The sequence below is a fragment of the Sporolactobacillus pectinivorans genome, assembly GCF_002802965.1.
Taxonomy (GTDB): domain Bacteria; phylum Bacillota; class Bacilli; order Bacillales; family Sporolactobacillaceae; genus Sporolactobacillus; species Sporolactobacillus pectinivorans.
In genome coordinates, this window is sequence record NZ_NXGA01000001.1 from 1,384,955 (window position 1) to 1,400,771 (window position 15,817).

A 15,817-nucleotide genomic window follows, 5' to 3' on the forward strand; every position below is an offset into this window, starting at 1 on the left:
TTAATATATCTTATCAAGAGTGGTGAAGGGACTGGCCCTATGAAACCCGACAACCAGCATTCTGAGGAGGAATGTATTGGTGTTAATTCCAGCAGATTAATCTGAGAGATAAGAGAACAAAGTGCTTAATAAAATAAAAAAGCACAAAGCCGTTTTCTTATTCAAAGCAAACGGCTTTTTTGTATCTTATTTTTTTGGATTAGAAAACTGAACATAAGGGGGCTTGATTAAAAATTCTCAGGAAGTTGAATTCAAAAATAACTTTAAGCATAGGGGGTTGTTATTTCTGAATAAAAAACAATGATCATTTCACTCTCTGCACGAGCGATTGCCATCAATGTCATTGCTGGAACAGTTGGTGATACATACTATTGACCGTTCCCCACTTGAAAATTCTATTTTGTTTTTGGATGCATTTTTTAAAGCGGGTTCAAGAATGATAGCAAGCCTTTTTTATTAAATTTTGTGTATAGGATGATGAGTATGAGTAATTTATGGAATGAAGTAGAAAGGTTGAAAGATTTCAGATGGATTGATTTGTCTCATGGATTGAACGATGAAAGCCCATATTGGGGAGGTATGCCGGATGGAGTACGTGAGATAGGAAAAACGGTATATGATTATGATCAGGAATTGAGACTCAGAATTCAAACCTTCAAATTTCCTGGTCAATTTGGAACCCATATAGATTATCCTGGACACTTTGTTCAGAGTGGTAAGCTTTCTGATCAATTTGGCATAAAAGATTTAGTGTTTCCACTGATTGTGATTGATGTTTCAGAAAAGGTTAAGCAAAATTCGGATTATGAGTTAACACTGGCAGACATTGCAGAGCATGAAAAAAAATATGGAAGAATTCCGGAACATTCCTTTGTTGCACTTCGCACAGATTGGAGCAAAAGATGGCCAGATGAAAAGGCTTTGTCAAATCTAGATTCAGATGGAAATGAACATTGCCCTGGTTGGACAGTTGAGACCTTAAAATTTTTGTTTGATGAGCGAAATGTGGCGGGAAATGGGCATGAAACTTTGGATACTGATGCTTCTGTCGGGTTTCTGGCAGTTGGTGATTTGGTCAGTGAGCGCTTTGTTTTGGAAAGAGGAAAAATTCAGGTCGAGTTATTGACAAATCTGGATCAAGTCCCGCCAGTAGGTGCAGTTATCTTTATTGCTTCTCCTAATATCGAAGGAGCAACAGGACTTCCCGCTAGAGTATGGGCAATAACAGAATAAAAAATAACTAATTAGCAAAGAAGGATAAAATATGGGAGAGAAAAAAACACTTAAAAAAAATCAGTTAAATTTTCTAGAGGTTATCGCACTGTCTATAGCAATTCTTGCGCCTACCTTTGCAAGTTCAATGAACTTTGGGCTGATCGCTTCAAGCGCAAGCTATTCTGTCAGTTTAGTTTTCATTATTTCAGTTATTGCATTGCTACTTGTTTCGGTAGCATTTGTTAAATTTGGCAAAGAATTTGTTTCCGCTGGCTCTGCTTATACATATGTGGAAGCCGGCTTAGGAAACAAATTTGGTGCAATAAGCGGTTGGGCACTTTTGCTTACTTATGCAGGTTATACGAGTGGTTGCTCATCAGCATTCGGGTATTTATTCAGTGATTTTATTCGCCAGCTTACAGGAATAAATATTCCTTGGGTGATTTTCGCCTTATTAAGTTTATTGTTGATCTGGTATATTACCTATTATGATATCAAAGTAAGCACTAGAATCATGCTCTTTATAGAAATTTTTTCTGTTCTCCTAGTTTTGGGTATCGCAATAGTTGTATTGATAAGGGTAGGTACAACAACCGGACTTAGTGCTGCACCTTTTAAATTTTCTAATGGATCATCTCTTAATGGTATCGGTGCCGGTATGGTTGCCGCCATATTGAGTTTTGCAGGATTTGAAGGAGCGGCTAGTCTTGGAGAGGAAAGTAGGAATCCGAAAAAATACATTCCTGTTGCAATTTTGAGTACTGTTATCTTTGCTGGAGTAATTTACATTTTTGTCAGTTTTGCCGAGATTAACGGCTTTGGTGTTACGAGTGCTGGTCTGAAGGCATTCACAAGTTCCGGCTCAACAATCGTAGAATTATCGAATAAGTATGCCGGTGCCGTGTTCACGGTAATTATCACCTTTGCTATCAGCATTTCAGCATTTTCTACTGCATTAGGTTCCAGTACAGCAAGTAGTCGAGCTCTTTATCAGTTAGCAAAAGATGGGAAGGTTCCTTCGCTGTTTGGGAAAGTGCATGAAAAACATAACACACCGTATATTGCCGATAGTGTCATTACAATCGCATCGGTCATCCCGATAATTGCTCTCTATTTTGGTAGCGGTTTGCAAATTGATGGCTTTACGGTATTTTATTACATTGGGACAATTGGAACTCTTGGTCTCATTGTTGTTTATCTACTAACTTGCATAAGCTCAGTTGCATATTTTGGCTTTAATAAGAAAGTATGGACCTGGCAGAATATTGCACCTATCGTAGGTGGATTACTCCTACTTTACGTGCTTTGGGCGAACGTTAGCCCATCAGCTCTTTCGTATCCTTTTAATATTTTCCCATATATTGCACTTGCTTTTATTGCAATAGGTAGTATTTATACTTATTATTACCAAAAAGGGAGCAGGGTAGCTGCAGATCAATCAAATATTACTAATTAATGTCCCATTAATGATTGAGTGAGCTATTTTGACTGTCAATAAAGTTTTTTAAAGTATAAAAAGATCGGAGAGAAATTTATTTGAATTTCTCTTCGATTCTTTTTTTGAGGTGGATTGACCAACCAAGCCAACAATTTGAGTTCGAAAGTATTTGGCAATTAATTTATGCATGTCCGGTGGGCACACAGTATAATCAAAACGGTGGAAGGATGCTGTTAACACTGAGGAGAGGTTTCATGAAGCGGTTATTTATTGTATCAGTGAATCAACAATCCGGATTATAGAAAAAAAGCTGTCTTATTTGCCGCGTATCCGGCGAAAAGGAAGCTTTTTACTGTTTGCTTTATTTTGAATGCTTGTTTTCAGTTTAAATTCAGTTCAACTGCTTATATTAATCATTGTAAAATGAAAGTTTTAACGTAAGAAAATGAAACATAAAAAGGAATTTAAAAATGAGTCTTTCGAAAACCTTCGCTCATCGTGTGGTTATGTTTTTCACTTTAATTATTGGTTATGAATTCCTGATGTCTGGATTAAGTAAACTGTTTGGTGGATTTGTTCCCGGCTTCCATCATGAATTGGGAACATCCATTAATGCCGCGTTCGGATTTTATCATCCGGTTCTCCAAAGTATCGTTTTGCCAAATTCAACGTTATTTGGGACGATCATCATGTGCTCCGAACTGTTTGCCGGGGTCTCCTTTATCTTGATTCCATTACTTGGGTTCCGTTCTTTTTCGTCAAGCTTATCAAAATGGGGGATGGTTGCGTCCATTCTCGCTGTGTTCTTAAGTACGAATGTTTTTTTCTTTAGTGGAGATCCGTTTTTTGTGAATCCCAGCGATCCTTATCAGGAAGCGGTATCCATTGATTTGTTGTTAGCACTTATGGAACTGACACTGTTCTCCTACTTCTATCAGGCGAATCGAACGATCAAAGAGGGCGCTAATGAAGATCCTCAAAAAGTAGAGAATGTATAAAAGTGTTCCGCTAAAAAAAGCTGTAATCGCAGAATGTTGAATCTTGTCCACCTCAGAGAACAAAAGGTATATAAAACTGAATGCCCTGATGAATAAAAAAATAAGGGTTTGTTTTCTCGAAACAAGTCTCTCCGGAATTTGTAAGTTTATTAGCTTCGCTATTGTTGGATGACTCAAATTCACAATTATTCAGTGGCCTGGATTCTTACAGAAGCACGGATTCAGCTAACTCGGCCCCCAGTTCACTCAGCGGTATTACGTCAAACCCTCTTTTGTCGGACAGTTTATTGTGGAACGCATTATCCTCTTCGGCTTTGGATCCGTCAACATTGCAGAGTGCAAGTTCTGTTTCCAATTTGTTATCTGGTGTTGATCAGTCGTCGGCCAATCTCTCGACGCAACAGAGCGGATTATATTCCATTTTGGTAAAACCGGAGTAATTGTTCTTGAACATTGATGAGCGCCCCGGTGCTCTTCCACCACAAGCCTTGCGACACACTCTTTATACTCAGGAGCTCGATGTTTCGGCACTGTGAACACATCCTTTAAAATTATAGTTCAATCATATGGGCTCCCATTTTGCTGTGTCCACCATTTAGACTAATTTTATGCCCGACTGAAAGAGGAGGTCGAGATCTTAAAAAAAGCCATGCACATCTTCACGCAAGGCCAGTCATAAGGTACAGGTTCATTCATGCTCATCGAAATGAACATTCTGTCGTGCTGATGTGCCGAGTTCTGAACGTATCGAAGAGCGGTTACTATAAGTGGGCCAGTGACGAACGACAAAACAGGCCGACAGAGCGGGAGAAGTCCCGTGAAACGCTGAAGCGGAAAATCAAGTCCTATTTTGAGCAGAAAGAGCAGCGGTATGGCAGCCCGCGTATTCACCGCTACTTGACCCGCAAGGGCTTTTGCGTTTCGCTCAAGACCGTGGCACGCTATATGAAGGCGATGGGATTGAAGGCCGTGCCGGAACACCGGTATGTTGTGACCACCGACTCGAAGCATGATCTGAGGGTCTACCCGAATCTGTTGAGCCGCCAGTTCCATCAGGAAGCACCTAACCAGGCCTGGGCCACGGATATGACCTATATCTGGACACTGGAGGGCTGGGTGTACCTGGCTTCGGTGATCGATTTGTTCTCACGAAAGGTGATCGGCTGGCACATGGCAGAGTCAATGACCAAGGAACTTCCGCTGCAGGCACTTAAGCTGGCCATTCACAAGCGGAGACCGGGTGAGGGGCTGATTCATCACTCTGACCGAGGGTCTCAGTACTGCTCCAACGACTACGTCGATGTGTTAAAACAGGCCAAGATGCAGATCAGTATGAGTCATAAGGGTGATCCCTACGACAACGCCTGCATGGAATCCTTTCACGCAACGCTGAAAAAGAAACTGGTTTACCGCCGGCGTTTCATCACACGGGCAGAGGCAATCCAGTCGATCAATCACTACATCCATGATTACAACACCCAGCGGATGCATTCCACTCTGGACTACTGGTCACCCAGTCAATTTGAGGCCATGTACCTGAAGAACCAGGCGGGATAAGGCCCAAAAGTAACCCAAAAGGGCTTCTGCCAAGAACAATCCGTTCTGGGACTGTTCCTGGCAGAAGCCGAACCAAGCGAAGCGCGGTAGGTGTTTAAGCAAAGCAAATTTCCACTTTTGCGTGTCCATTTTCTTGACAGAAGTTCACCTTCTCCCGGAAAATAGGCCAGAAGGGCAAACCATCAATCGGATTGTCTCTCATGGTCTTTGTTTATACAATCATTCGTCGTCTGGCCGGTGTCGCGAGCGTAATTAACCCTTTTTTATTGAACTTCTTCATCGCCTTGATAATCCGATCATGTCCGTCGGCGACCGGCGAGCCTTTAAGCTCTCGCGACATATCAGACGGTGGTCCTAAGGTGCTGATCACGACATCCGCTTCCACAACTGCTGTTTCAATGGCTGAAGCGTTCGAGAGTTCCCCCGTTACAAGCCGCAAATTGGAATGATTTAGCTTGATTTTCTCAGGGTTTCTAATATATGCCGTATCGAAATCTCTGTTGTCTAATGCAAATCGCGTTACAAGTTGAACGATTTGACCGCTTGCCCCAAAAATAGTAATGTTTATGGTCTTCTACCTCCTTGTGTTATGGTGATTAAAATTCATCAATTTCTGTTCTTTGATCAGCGTAGCCGTTTCTCACATCAAAAACGGCTACCTTTTTGGTGATTGATGCCGGATTTACACCCGAGATGATTGATTTTTAATCTATCCTATTCATACTTTGTCTTCCGTAATAAACTCTTCAACTCGATCTCTTTTGGTGCACATGTCAAACCAAATGTTGGCGATTTTGTCCTGAACTCCCGAATTCGGCTGCATCCAGATTCCTATCGAAATATGCCCTGCATAAATACCTTTGTCCTTTAATTCACTGTTCAAATTGAAAATATAATTACGAAGACCGGAAATTGCAATTCCGACATTGCCCATCATCGGTACTGGATTGATTGCAGCACCACCCGTTGTAAATAACAGAGCTCCACTTTGTTTATTCAACATATCCACAAGCACTTCACGAATAATCGATATCGCACCTAAAACGTTAAATTGAAATTGGTATAGCGCATTTTCTTCTGTTACATCTAATGCATTTGCTACTGTATCGATACTTGGAGTTGGACTGTATTCAACCACATTAATAAAACCGTATCTCTCTTTGATTGCTGCGAAAGCTAAACTAATTTGGGCTTTATTTAATATATCTGCTTGAAATGATGCTGCTTCAATGCCTAATTGTTCTAGTTCAATAACCAGTTGGTTTAACTTTTCTTCATTACGGACTATAAGCGCTACACGAAATCCGTTTTTTTCGAACTTCTTCGCAATAGCCATTCCTAATCCTGGTCCTGCTCCAACAATTACAATATTTTTCATAATGAAATTCCTCCATAACTTTTTAGCTAAATTTTTTTAGAGAGCTCATTTGTTACGATAGGTACTAATTTATTTATTAAGAACCAACCGCCTTTTTAATCTTTTGGGTATAAATCTGAATGAACACAACAATTTTTGCTTGATCAACTCCTTCTACAATAACACGTGTTATTTAGACAACACACGTTGTATAATTGATGGCAAGATGAAAAGAAATATTAACAACCACCAAAATGGCTAATATGTTGTTTACACAACACTTCTATTGTATTGTCGTTTTTTAAACACCATTATGTACCCTAAAAAGGAGAAGAAAAAATTGATTATGCCAAAAAAAGATCCGAGAATACTTCGTACAAGACAATTGATTGTAGACTCTTTTCTTTCGTTAGCTAGTGAAAAAGATTTCAACGATATTACGGTACGTGATATCACAGAAAAGGCTACTATTAACCGAGCTACATTTTATGCGCACTTTGACGATAAGTTTGATTTATTACATTCTACAATCACCAATACTTTTACAGACAAATTGAAAAAAAGATTAAATGGTCACGAGGGATTCAATGAAGAAGTCATTGCCAATATTTTTCTAGCCATGTGTGATCACCATAAAGAATTAAGCGACTTATGCCAAAAAGGTTATAATTCTTTAGGAACTATTATAGAAAGCAAAATTAAAGAAGAGTTACAGAAGCTAATAGCTGATCTTGTGCTAAAAGAAACTAAAAATACCATTGTGTTAGAGGATAAACAATTGGTAACGACCTTATCTACTATACTGAGTTGGAGTATATACGGAGCTACATACACATGGAATAAGGATGGAAGACCTATTTCACCAGAAGAGCTAGTGTCTAAGACCTTACCTATATTTAAAAATGGCATGAGTAAGTATTTTTTTAACGAAACTTATGTTAAATTTTAATTCTTTTTCGCCAATTTAAGGGGCAGCTTTCAGATCCTGTTCAATTTTAAATAGTTGGTTGTAGTAAGCGAGTCCTTCTTTAGCGATAACAACTGATTCTTTTGCCGAATCGGGCAAAGCTTTCAAGGCTTCATCAAACTTCCGTCGGGCATGCGCCCAACAGCCAACAAGTGTCACGTTTCTAATCGCATGATACGCGCGCTCGCTGCTCTTCTTTATGATTTTCATATTATTTCCACCGGGATAGGAGTTTTTGGCGGATTATTTGCGCTGTTTTTCGAGAAGCTCCAACTTCCATCCACTATGGGGAGTTGGAGCGCTGTACTGATGCTCAGCATTGTCTGCAGTGTTTTTGGCTACGTCGTTCAATCAATCGCACAAAAATACACAACACCGACGCACACCGGGCTCATTTTTTCATTAGAACCTGTCTTCACCACATTATTTGCTTATCTATTCATGAACGAGTTAATGCCACTCAAAGGGTATGTGGGCATTGCTCATTCTATACGGTGTTATACTGGCCGAGATAAAAGTGAAACGTACACATCCAATGACAAAAAAGAAAGCCATGAAAGGCACAGAGTTGTCCCGCTAACTTATAGAAACAAAACGAGAAAACTTTTACTTGGTACGTCACTGATTAGAAGGGAAAGAGTACCTGTTTATTCCAAACTTTTTTGACCGTATACGCCACCTGCTGTTACTATTTTTGCAATGTATGTTCGTTTTTCTTGCTCTGGAGTCAATACAGGTAAAACCGTTTTTGAACACAAATATAGCTTTGAAAACCACGTATAGTCTTGTTCCATTTCAGTGATCGCACATTGTAATATATTCCTGGCAAACAGACAGCTGCAGTAGACACGTTTAAGTCGATCATAAAGAATATTGGATTAATTCCTTATCTAGAAGGTTGTTGTTTAGGCGTAAACATGTAGTTTCTAAGTAAAATAGTTAACAGACTTAGTATCAATGATAGGATTCCCATCAATATGACATATTGTATGCCCATTTCTGATATAAATAACCCGCCTACAGATGCTCCCAATGTTGTTCCTACGTTACAGGCTGATATAAAAAGTCCATTGGCAAAATCAGGCGCTTCGGGAGCAGAAGACGTAATCAAATATTGATTAATATTTGCCATAATTCCTCCAGCCAATATTCCCCAAATTAAAGTTATAATTACCATAGGTATGGTAAACTGTCCTGTGAAGAATAAAACGATGTAAACAGCACCCAATAACAAAGGGAAAAATACTACAGTCTTAATGGCACTATGAGTAAGTAACTTTCCTGCGACAATATTTCCAATAATATTGGCTCCACCGAAGATGAATAACGTTAAACTAACGGTATTCGGAGACATATTCGTTACTGTTTTCAGATATTCAGCAATATAACTATAAACCCCAAATACAGCTGAGTTTAATAAAATGACAGTCACGATGGAAAGCCATATAATAGATTTTTTTAATACGGATAATTGTGTACCATAGGAGAGTCTTTCTTCAACAGGCATAAAGGGTACAAAAATCAATGTAGCAATGAATACAATAGCATTAACAATAGCAAAGAATGCCATCGCCATTTCATACGAAACGGCACTATCAATAAAACTTGCGATTGGTACGCCGGCTACCATACCGGCAGATACTCCTATAAATACTTTTGAAACAGCTTTTGGAGCTTCTTCTTTACTTACTGAGGAAGCAGCAACTGTAAATGCCAAAGAACAATAAATTGGATGAAAAAAGGCTGGAATGATACGAGCAATTAATAGAATGGTAAAGTTAGACGTAAATATGGATACCATGTTTCCCAAAACGAAAACGCCTAATACAAGTAACATAACCTTCTTACGATTTATCCCAGAAAATAATAACGGCATCGTTGGTCCAGATACAGCAATAGTAAGAGCAAAAAGACTCACCAGCAATCCTGCTTTTGATATACTAACATTAAAGTGATCAGCAATGGAAGGCAATAACCCAATAACCCCCATTTCAGTATTTAAGATGCCGAAAACCCCTATGGTCAATATGAAAATCAATAAATGGTTTCGTTTAGTCAAAAAAACAACTCCTATCTTCAATAAAATGCCCCCAAAAACCCATGGAGACATTTATTAAATTTCTTCCCGAAGAATTCAAAGTTAATTTCGTTTCAAAGCTTTTGCATCACTCATAAGTAAGAGAAGTCGAAAGGTCAAAATAGGCATTAATCTGCTTTTGAAGCTCCATGACTTTCTTTCCTGCCCTTTCTTATTTCTTTATTGATTAAAAATAATACGTCTATAAAGTATACTAGTTATTTTAAAGCCTAAAGTTCACTTTAGGTCAATGGGGATTTCAAAAAAGTTTAAAATAATTTTTGTTAACTTAACTCGAATGGTTCATTGAGCTCATCATACAAGTGCTACTGTCTTAACGTGAGCCATATGGCTGTTAAATGACATATATCTGCATATTAATTTCAATCAAAACACCATGTAAATCAAGACCGCCTCTTTTATTTTTAACAGCTTGAAACGGTTGTCTGGACCATTGATAGTTTGTCTGTAGCAGAACTCTCCTGTAATTTATATTCCTTCCTTATTTCCGATCTGACCACAAAAATGACCATGAATCCATTTTTGTATGGGCAACGGTAAAAGTCATATTATTTGACATAAAGTAAAGTTTATGGTTTACGATTGTTGTGTTGTTCAGGTGCGTATTCGTTAAACCATGTACACATCTAAAATAAATAACTAGCATTATTTTTGGGAGGTAAATAAGTATGATTAAAAACAAAGTCGTTGTGATTACAGGTGCTTCATCTGGAATCGGTGAAGCTACTGCAAAGTTATTAGCTGAAAAAGGTGCTCTCGTTGTATTGGGCGCCCGTCGTGAAGATAAGTTAAGGGCTTTGACAGACGAAATCAAAAGGCAAGGCGGCCAATCCGTTTATCGAGTGACGGATGTGGTTAATCCGGATGACAGCCAAAAACTTGTACAATTAGCTAAGGATACTTTCGGACGTCTCGATGTGATTTTCCTGAATGCCGGAATTATGCCGAATTCACCACTTTCAGAGTTAAAAACGGATGAATGGAATAAGATCATTGACGTTAACCTTAAAGGTGTTTTAAACGGCATCGCAGCAGTTCTGCCAACGTTTAAATCACAAAAATCCGGACACATTATCACCACGTCATCAGTGGCCGGGCTTAAAAGCTACCCAGCAGGTGCTATATACGGTGCGACAAAATGGGCTGTACGTGACCTAATGGAAGTTTTACGTATGGAATCCGCATTGGAAGGTAACAACATTCGCACGGCAACGATTTATCCAGCAGCCATCAATACGGAATTGTTGGATCAAATCACTGATAAAAAAACAGCTGGGGATATGGAGAAAATTTATGAACAATACGGCATTACGCCTGATCGTATAGCGAATGTTGTAGCCTTTGCCATTAATCAGCCGGAAGATACGAATGTCAACGAGTTTACGATTGGACCAACAAATCAACCTTGGTAATCGTGGGAAATATAAAAGAACAAACTGATAATTGCTAGTCATAATCATAAATGATATAACGCACAAGAAAGGTCGAGACAAAATAAGAGCGCACAGAAATTGATTTTTCTATGTGCTCTTATATATTTGACGAAAAAGTCCCAGTAGACCCAAAACTAAGCATCCGGGTAATAGTATGACAATCGGCCCGGCTGAACTTCAGATGCGTCAACCATTCGATCACTGGGTCCTTAAAAAGATTGGTTTAGGCAGTATGAGCGTATGCCCCAAGTCTATTCCCTTTTATTATTATAATTTTGAAATTGTTTTTTCCGTATTTTTATGAATAGATTCTGTTCCAGCTTCCAATGCAGTTTTGTAATACCAACATTTATAGTTAATAGTTTCTGCTGTCTTTTTTATCTTTTCCAATTGAGCCTCTACGACAGCCTTTCGTTCCAAGAACATGTCATAGCGCTGCTGTAAGGTGGAATCTCCATGAGAACACCAATCAATGAAACTTTTAATGTTTTTGATCGGCATTCCGGTAACTTTAAGACATTCGATTACTTTTAACGTATCCAAATCAGAGTCATTAAAGACACGGATACCGCTGTCGGTACGCTCTAAATGAGGCAACAGGCCTTCCTTGTCGTAGTATCGTAAAGTAGGTATTGTGAGATTCAACATCTTAGCAACTTCACCAATTGAATAAGGCATGATTTATTTCCCCTTTCAAAGCAAGCATAAATCTCAAGTTAGCTTTATGTCATTTTAAAAAAATATCACAGAAATTGTTTAATGTCAATTTCAATTCCTCCAAAATCCCCATCGAAAATTAACTTTAAGTAATGTCTTATAATAATAATGTTTTTCTCATTATAAGATCAGTTTGTTCCTCGTCACCCATATAAAAAGAGTGAGCTCCGGCTTGGACAAAACCAATTTTTTTATAAAAGACAGTTGCGTTCTCATTCTTTTCCCAAACACCTAGCCACATAAACTTTTTGTTTCGTCTTTTTGCTATCTCCATCGTTTTGTTTATTAGATACTTTCCAAGCTCTTTCCTTTGAAATTTGTATCTAATATAAATTAGCTCAATTTCAAGTGACTCATCACTCATTTTTTCGAATTGGGCATCATTAATATTTACCTTTAAATATCCAGCTAGTTCTTCATTGGAATAAATGAAAAAGAATTCTGAAGAGGGGTCAGACAATTCTTTTTCCAACTGTTTAGCGTTAAATGCTCTTTCCAAATAGGTTTTCATATTTTCAGGTGAATTCTGATCTTTAAATGTTTTATTGAATGTCTCAATGCTTATTTTTTGGAGTGTTTGTAAATCTTCACGGCAGCACTTTTTTATACTTACTCAACTTTCGCAGCTTAGTTCTGGCAGGTAAGCCTTGATATAGTTGGGCAGTCTGTCAATCCATTGTTGGAGTTGACAAGTAACCCACTTCTTGATTGTACCCTTGGTTCCGGCTAATGCTTCATGAAGAAGATCCAAAAGCTGGGTCAAAGCAACAGCCCAATCCAGTTCGCTCATTTCGTCGCAAAGTTCGTAGAACATGCCACCCAGTGTCCGTTCGTCTGAACTGCAGCGGTTCTGCCAGGCCAGAAGAATGAACCGGGTAAATACAATGGTTGTGTGGCTGATCAAGAGGTCATACGACCGTCCCTGAAACTCTTTTTGCAGTTTGAGAAAAGACTTGGCTGCTTTAAAAAACAGCTCAATGTCCCATCTCATGCCATAGATCCGAATGATTTCCCGTTCTGCCAATGTGCAGTCGGTACTTAGAATGGCTAGCCAGCGACCCTGCTGACGACGGTTCTGTACAAATACCACTTTGACTGGAACCCCATTGGCCAGGGTGGTGCGTATGGAACGAAGAATCCCTTTCTGTCCCGTAACCGGCACGGCCAGCCGGAACAGAGATTTCAAACCAACGAGCTGGCCACCGACTTGATAACGCTGATTCGTTGCTTTCACCATGCCAATGACATTTAGACCCTGATGGGTCAGTGCTTTAACCAGAGGCTGCTGCGTGAACCAGCTGTCCATCAGGACATAAGAGGTTTGAATCCCCTTTGACAAAGCCCGTTTCACCATGGCAGGGATTTGGGCAGGTGCCGTCCGCAGGGCTTCGATCCGCCGTTTGTAACCGGAACATCTTTTGTCGATCGTCGAATGGATTCCGTTTATTGCTGCCTTTTCAGAACTAAGCAGAGAAAAATCAACGGGCAGAAACGTGGTGCCGTCTGACCAGCCCAGAGTCAACATCCGGAAACCCTTGAAATAGGGTTTGCTTCGCGTGATCAAAGCAGCGGGCCAGCAGCTCTACCTGCTTACTACGATCCCGATAGAAGGACGAATCATCCAGAATGAGTACTTTCGTGTGTTTCGTGTCCGTCAGCTGGCTGACTTTTTGGATCGTTGCCGTACTGAGCGACAGAAGAAATCGTCGCCAGGCAAATTTCGGATGGTTCAGGAAGCGATAAACCGTATCCTTTCCGGGTAAATCAACGGCCTTAGGACTGTCAAGCAGACGATACCAGTTCTTTTGAGTGAAAATCAAACGGAACACCAGTTGAAAGAGATAATCGCAGGAAAAGCCGAAGGCTTTAGTGATTCCTGCCTGGCACAGATGTTTCAGAATACTGAGCTCATCAAATTTTGCTTTTATTTCTTTAGGGAGTTGATTATTTTGACCCTTTTTCGCTATCATATTAGAGGACACCTTCTGTTTGGTAGTGTTTTTCGTCAAAATTCACTATACCAAAGAGAAAGGTGTCTTTCCATTTAGTCAAGAACCCTAATTGACAAGCGATGAATCTTGCAGTGTCAGGCAATCACCTCGATTTTTGAACTGCGAAAGTTGAGTTTAAATTAATACAAAAAATGAAGATATGCGAAGTATCTTTAAGTTCTATGGCAGCGATGCACTGCTAAATCTTTACTTTTCAACTTCAGCATGGCTGCGAAAATCACCTCACGATCATCATGGCCAAGAAAAAAGCGTGCCACTTCAGCGGCCTCGCTTGGTTGCGCATTTAAATAACGATGAAGGGGTTTTGAACTATATTGAGGCGTAGTTAGATAAAAACGACAGGCAAAATTAGCAGCACCTGGGTGCATTCACTTTTGGTGTCATGCGAAGACAAAGCTAAGTAGTATTAATAAAGAAAGATTTGTTAGGACAGGTATTCAAGCGCTGACTGATTCTTGATTGAACTATTTCACTTAAAGTTTTTTACTTTCTGCTTCTGTTAGACAAACGGTGTTCTGTGCACTAATAAAATCAATCAAAACAATTAGATTATTATCGTTTTAGGCTAATTACAAAGTCCACATTCGAGTAACTTTCCTCGTTTTCCAAAGACAAACGCCCCAGCTAAACTTATTCATAGATTTGACTTTGTTTAATCCTCGTTGAATTCCCCTGTGTAGCAATACTTTACGCTTTCAATGCTTTTCACAAGGACTAAATTAGGTAAATATATGTCAAAGCAAAAAAGGATTTTGAAGAGTAACAGTTCAACGATCAAAGCATATTTACCCCATTTTTGATGAAATTCATGAATTGTTTCACGTAATCCTCTGGTTTTGTCGTTTGATTTTGTATCCAATGCATCGCAGCTCCATAAAGTGCCCAGCTTAACATTACCGCAAAAACCTCTACCCCAACTTTATTTTGGTCAGACCATTGTTTTTGCATCCGCTCTAAAAAGAAGGCCTGAAGTTCCTTCTTAAAAGTCGTTTCTATTTGGGGAATGAATGCCTCGTAGCTTCGCTGGCATTGGTTCCTAATTGAAATTTGAAACTTAATAATTGATAAAAAAATAGCCTCAATGGTCTCTTCGTTAACTACCTTATGCGTACTGACTTCCTGAAGGACTTCTTCCATAATACATTCACTTATAACCTTTTCAAGCAAGTCATATTTGTCAATGAAATGATAATAAAAGGTTGCACGATTAACAGTTGCAGCAGTTGTAATGTCCTTAATGGTGATATCTTTAAACTCTTTTTTCATGGCTAACTCGATAAATGCATCCATAATGAGCTTACGGGTACGGAGAATGCGGGGATCAATTTGTTTTTCCATAACTTTCTCTCCTGATTTTAGACATTTTAGTAAAAATGTTGGATATACGATATATGCGTGATTTTGTCGGTTGTTTAACGTTTTCCAACTTGTTATATTAACTATACGACAAGTGAAGGATAAACGAAAGGTGTTGTAATTAAGAAAATTAAAATAATTTTTCTTAGAGTATCTTGTTGGATGGTGAGCTTCTTGTAAAGCGGGCACTTTAGGACGGATAGGATGTTACAGCCAGTACGACGATCTGTCGTCCACAGCGCTTTTTCTAACATGATTTTGTTTTAGAAAGCGATAAAAAAATTTGAGTCTAAAGAGGAGCTGAGAAAGACTATGGAACTAGTAACTTTTATTTTACAAGGAATTCTTGCATTAATCTTTTTGATGGCCGGATTCGGAAAAGTAACGGGTTCGAAAATGCATGTAGAAGCTTTTAAGCATTGGAAATTGCCACAATGGTTCAGAATTGTAACCGGAATTGTTGAATTATCAGGGGCTGTGCTTTTAATTATTGGATATTGGGCTCCGATTTCGGCGATAGCGGGTGCAACATTGCTTACCTTTACAGGTGTAGGTGGCATCCTGACACATATTCGGGTAAGGGATTCCTTTAAGGATACGGCTATGATTCTATTTTTAGCTATCCTGTCGCTCGTTGTTGTTCTTCTACATTTATCGTAAAAATTCTGC

At 39.1% G+C, this 15,817-nt stretch carries 15 protein-coding genes, 2 pseudogenes and 1 riboswitch; of the genes and pseudogenes, 8 read left to right on the plus strand and 9 right to left on the minus strand.

Annotation, left to right across the window (positions count from 1 at the left end):
* Positions 1–7 precede the first annotated feature (7 nt).
* Positions 8–115, plus strand: a riboswitch (SAM riboswitch).
* A gap of 368 nt (positions 116–483) precedes the next feature.
* From COP04_RS06620 to COP04_RS06630, 3 genes are all read left to right on the plus strand, one after another.
* Positions 484–1,233, plus strand: coding sequence for a cyclase family protein (locus tag COP04_RS06620; RefSeq protein WP_100487255.1), 750 nt, complete (start codon positions 484–486; stop codon positions 1,231–1,233).
* 31 nt (positions 1,234–1,264) lie between these two features.
* Positions 1,265–2,671 (plus strand): APC family permease, encoded by a 1,407-nt coding sequence (locus COP04_RS06625; protein WP_100487256.1) that lies wholly within the window; start codon positions 1,265–1,267, stop codon positions 2,669–2,671.
* Between the two features lie 452 nt (positions 2,672–3,123).
* Positions 3,124–3,651 carry a hypothetical protein gene (locus COP04_RS06630; protein ID WP_100487257.1) on the plus strand — a complete coding sequence of 176 codons (528 nt, stop codon included), beginning with the start codon at positions 3,124–3,126 and terminating at the stop codon, positions 3,649–3,651.
* A 205-nt stretch (positions 3,652–3,856) separates the two neighbouring features.
* Here COP04_RS06630 and COP04_RS19485 read toward each other — a convergent pair whose 3' ends face one another.
* Positions 3,857–4,006, minus strand: a complete 150-nt coding sequence (locus COP04_RS19485; RefSeq protein WP_157800204.1) for a hypothetical protein — start codon at positions 4,004–4,006, stop codon at positions 3,857–3,859.
* A 224-nt stretch (positions 4,007–4,230) separates the two neighbouring features.
* Here COP04_RS19485 and COP04_RS06635 point away from each other — a divergent pair, with 224 nt between their 5' ends.
* Positions 4,231–5,208 (plus strand): IS3 family transposase, encoded by a 978-nt coding sequence (locus tag COP04_RS06635; RefSeq protein WP_157800205.1) that lies wholly within the window; start codon positions 4,231–4,233, stop codon positions 5,206–5,208.
* A gap of 211 nt (positions 5,209–5,419) precedes the next feature.
* On the opposite strand, the gene COP04_RS06640 is transcribed toward COP04_RS06635, so the two are convergent.
* Positions 5,420–5,776, minus strand: a complete 357-nt coding sequence (locus tag COP04_RS06640; RefSeq protein WP_100487259.1) for an NAD(P)H-binding protein — start codon at positions 5,774–5,776, stop codon at positions 5,420–5,422.
* Positions 5,777–5,926: 150 nt separating this feature from the next.
* The gene (locus COP04_RS06645) at positions 5,927–6,586 is read right to left on the minus strand and encodes an SDR family NAD(P)-dependent oxidoreductase (RefSeq protein WP_100487260.1); all 660 of its coding nucleotides are present in this window, start codon (positions 6,584–6,586) and stop codon (positions 5,927–5,929) included.
* Between the two features lie 325 nt (positions 6,587–6,911).
* Here COP04_RS06645 and COP04_RS06650 point away from each other — a divergent pair, with 325 nt between their 5' ends.
* Entirely contained in the window at positions 6,912–7,514 is a 603-nt protein-coding gene (locus COP04_RS06650; protein ID WP_100489573.1) for a TetR/AcrR family transcriptional regulator, read from the plus strand.
* Between the two features lie 27 nt (positions 7,515–7,541).
* Here COP04_RS06650 and COP04_RS06655 read toward each other — a convergent pair.
* Positions 7,542–7,709 (minus strand): annotated as a pseudogene (locus COP04_RS06655) (IS66 family transposase); the annotation flags it as partial.
* Here COP04_RS06655 and COP04_RS06660 point away from each other — a divergent pair.
* Entirely contained in the window at positions 7,704–8,198 is a 495-nt protein-coding gene (locus COP04_RS06660; RefSeq protein WP_239984792.1) for a DMT family transporter, read from the plus strand. The pseudogene COP04_RS06655 and the gene COP04_RS06660 overlap by 6 nt on opposite strands.
* 220 nt (positions 8,199–8,418) lie before the next feature.
* Here the strand turns inward: COP04_RS06660 and COP04_RS06665 are convergent, their stop codons facing one another.
* Positions 8,419–9,591, minus strand: coding sequence for an MFS transporter (locus COP04_RS06665; protein WP_100489574.1), 1,173 nt, complete (start codon positions 9,589–9,591; stop codon positions 8,419–8,421).
* 707 nt (positions 9,592–10,298) lie between these two features.
* Between COP04_RS06665 and COP04_RS06670 the strand changes: the two genes are divergently transcribed.
* Positions 10,299–11,042, plus strand: a complete 744-nt coding sequence (locus tag COP04_RS06670) for an SDR family oxidoreductase (protein WP_100487261.1) — start codon at positions 10,299–10,301, stop codon at positions 11,040–11,042.
* Positions 11,043–11,330: 288 nt separating this feature from the next.
* On the opposite strand, the gene COP04_RS06675 is transcribed toward COP04_RS06670, so the two are convergent.
* The 4 genes and pseudogenes from COP04_RS06675 to COP04_RS06690 all read right to left on the minus strand — a co-directional run bounded on the left by COP04_RS06675 (position 11,331) and on the right by COP04_RS06690 (position 15,130).
* Complete coding sequence (locus COP04_RS06675; RefSeq protein ID WP_100487262.1) at positions 11,331–11,744, minus strand: MerR family transcriptional regulator; 414 nt, start codon at positions 11,742–11,744, stop codon at positions 11,331–11,333.
* A gap of 133 nt (positions 11,745–11,877) precedes the next feature.
* Complete coding sequence (gene paiA, locus COP04_RS06680) at positions 11,878–12,387, minus strand: spermidine/spermine N(1)-acetyltransferase (protein WP_100487263.1); 510 nt, start codon at positions 12,385–12,387, stop codon at positions 11,878–11,880.
* A 6-nt stretch (positions 12,388–12,393) separates the two neighbouring features.
* Positions 12,394–13,750 (minus strand): annotated as a pseudogene (locus COP04_RS06685) (IS4 family transposase).
* 816 nt (positions 13,751–14,566) lie between these two features.
* Entirely contained in the window at positions 14,567–15,130 is a 564-nt protein-coding gene (locus COP04_RS06690) for a TetR/AcrR family transcriptional regulator (protein ID WP_100487264.1), read from the minus strand.
* 330 nt (positions 15,131–15,460) lie between these two features.
* On the opposite strand from COP04_RS06690, the gene COP04_RS06695 reads away from it, so the two are divergent.
* A complete protein-coding gene (locus COP04_RS06695; RefSeq protein WP_100487265.1) occupies positions 15,461–15,808 on the plus strand; it encodes a DoxX family protein in 348 nt (115 codons plus the stop codon).
* The last annotated feature ends 9 nt before the right edge of the window (positions 15,809–15,817 follow it).

What these genes read in the sequence shown, in the direction of transcription:
- COP04_RS06660 (WP_239984792.1), top strand. Translation starts at nt 7,704, where the DNA reads ATGATACGCGCGCTCGCTGCTCTTCTTTATGATTTTCATATTATTTCC.
- COP04_RS06650 (WP_100489573.1), top strand. Translation starts at nt 6,912, where the DNA reads ATGCCAAAAAAAGATCCGAGAATACTTCGTACAAGACAATTGATTGTA.
- COP04_RS06630 (WP_100487257.1), top strand. Translation starts at nt 3,124, where the DNA reads ATGAGTCTTTCGAAAACCTTCGCTCATCGTGTGGTTATGTTTTTCACT.
- COP04_RS06625 (WP_100487256.1), top strand. Translation starts at nt 1,265, where the DNA reads ATGGGAGAGAAAAAAACACTTAAAAAAAATCAGTTAAATTTTCTAGAG.
- COP04_RS06645 (WP_100487260.1), bottom strand. Translation starts at nt 6,586, where the DNA reads ATGAAAAATATTGTAATTGTTGGAGCAGGACCAGGATTAGGAATGGCT.
- COP04_RS06690 (WP_100487264.1), bottom strand. Translation starts at nt 15,130, where the DNA reads ATGGAAAAACAAATTGATCCCCGCATTCTCCGTACCCGTAAGCTCATT.
- COP04_RS06670 (WP_100487261.1), top strand. Translation starts at nt 10,299, where the DNA reads ATGATTAAAAACAAAGTCGTTGTGATTACAGGTGCTTCATCTGGAATC.
- COP04_RS06695 (WP_100487265.1), top strand. Translation starts at nt 15,461, where the DNA reads ATGGAACTAGTAACTTTTATTTTACAAGGAATTCTTGCATTAATCTTT.
- COP04_RS06620 (WP_100487255.1), top strand. Translation starts at nt 484, where the DNA reads ATGAGTAATTTATGGAATGAAGTAGAAAGGTTGAAAGATTTCAGATGG.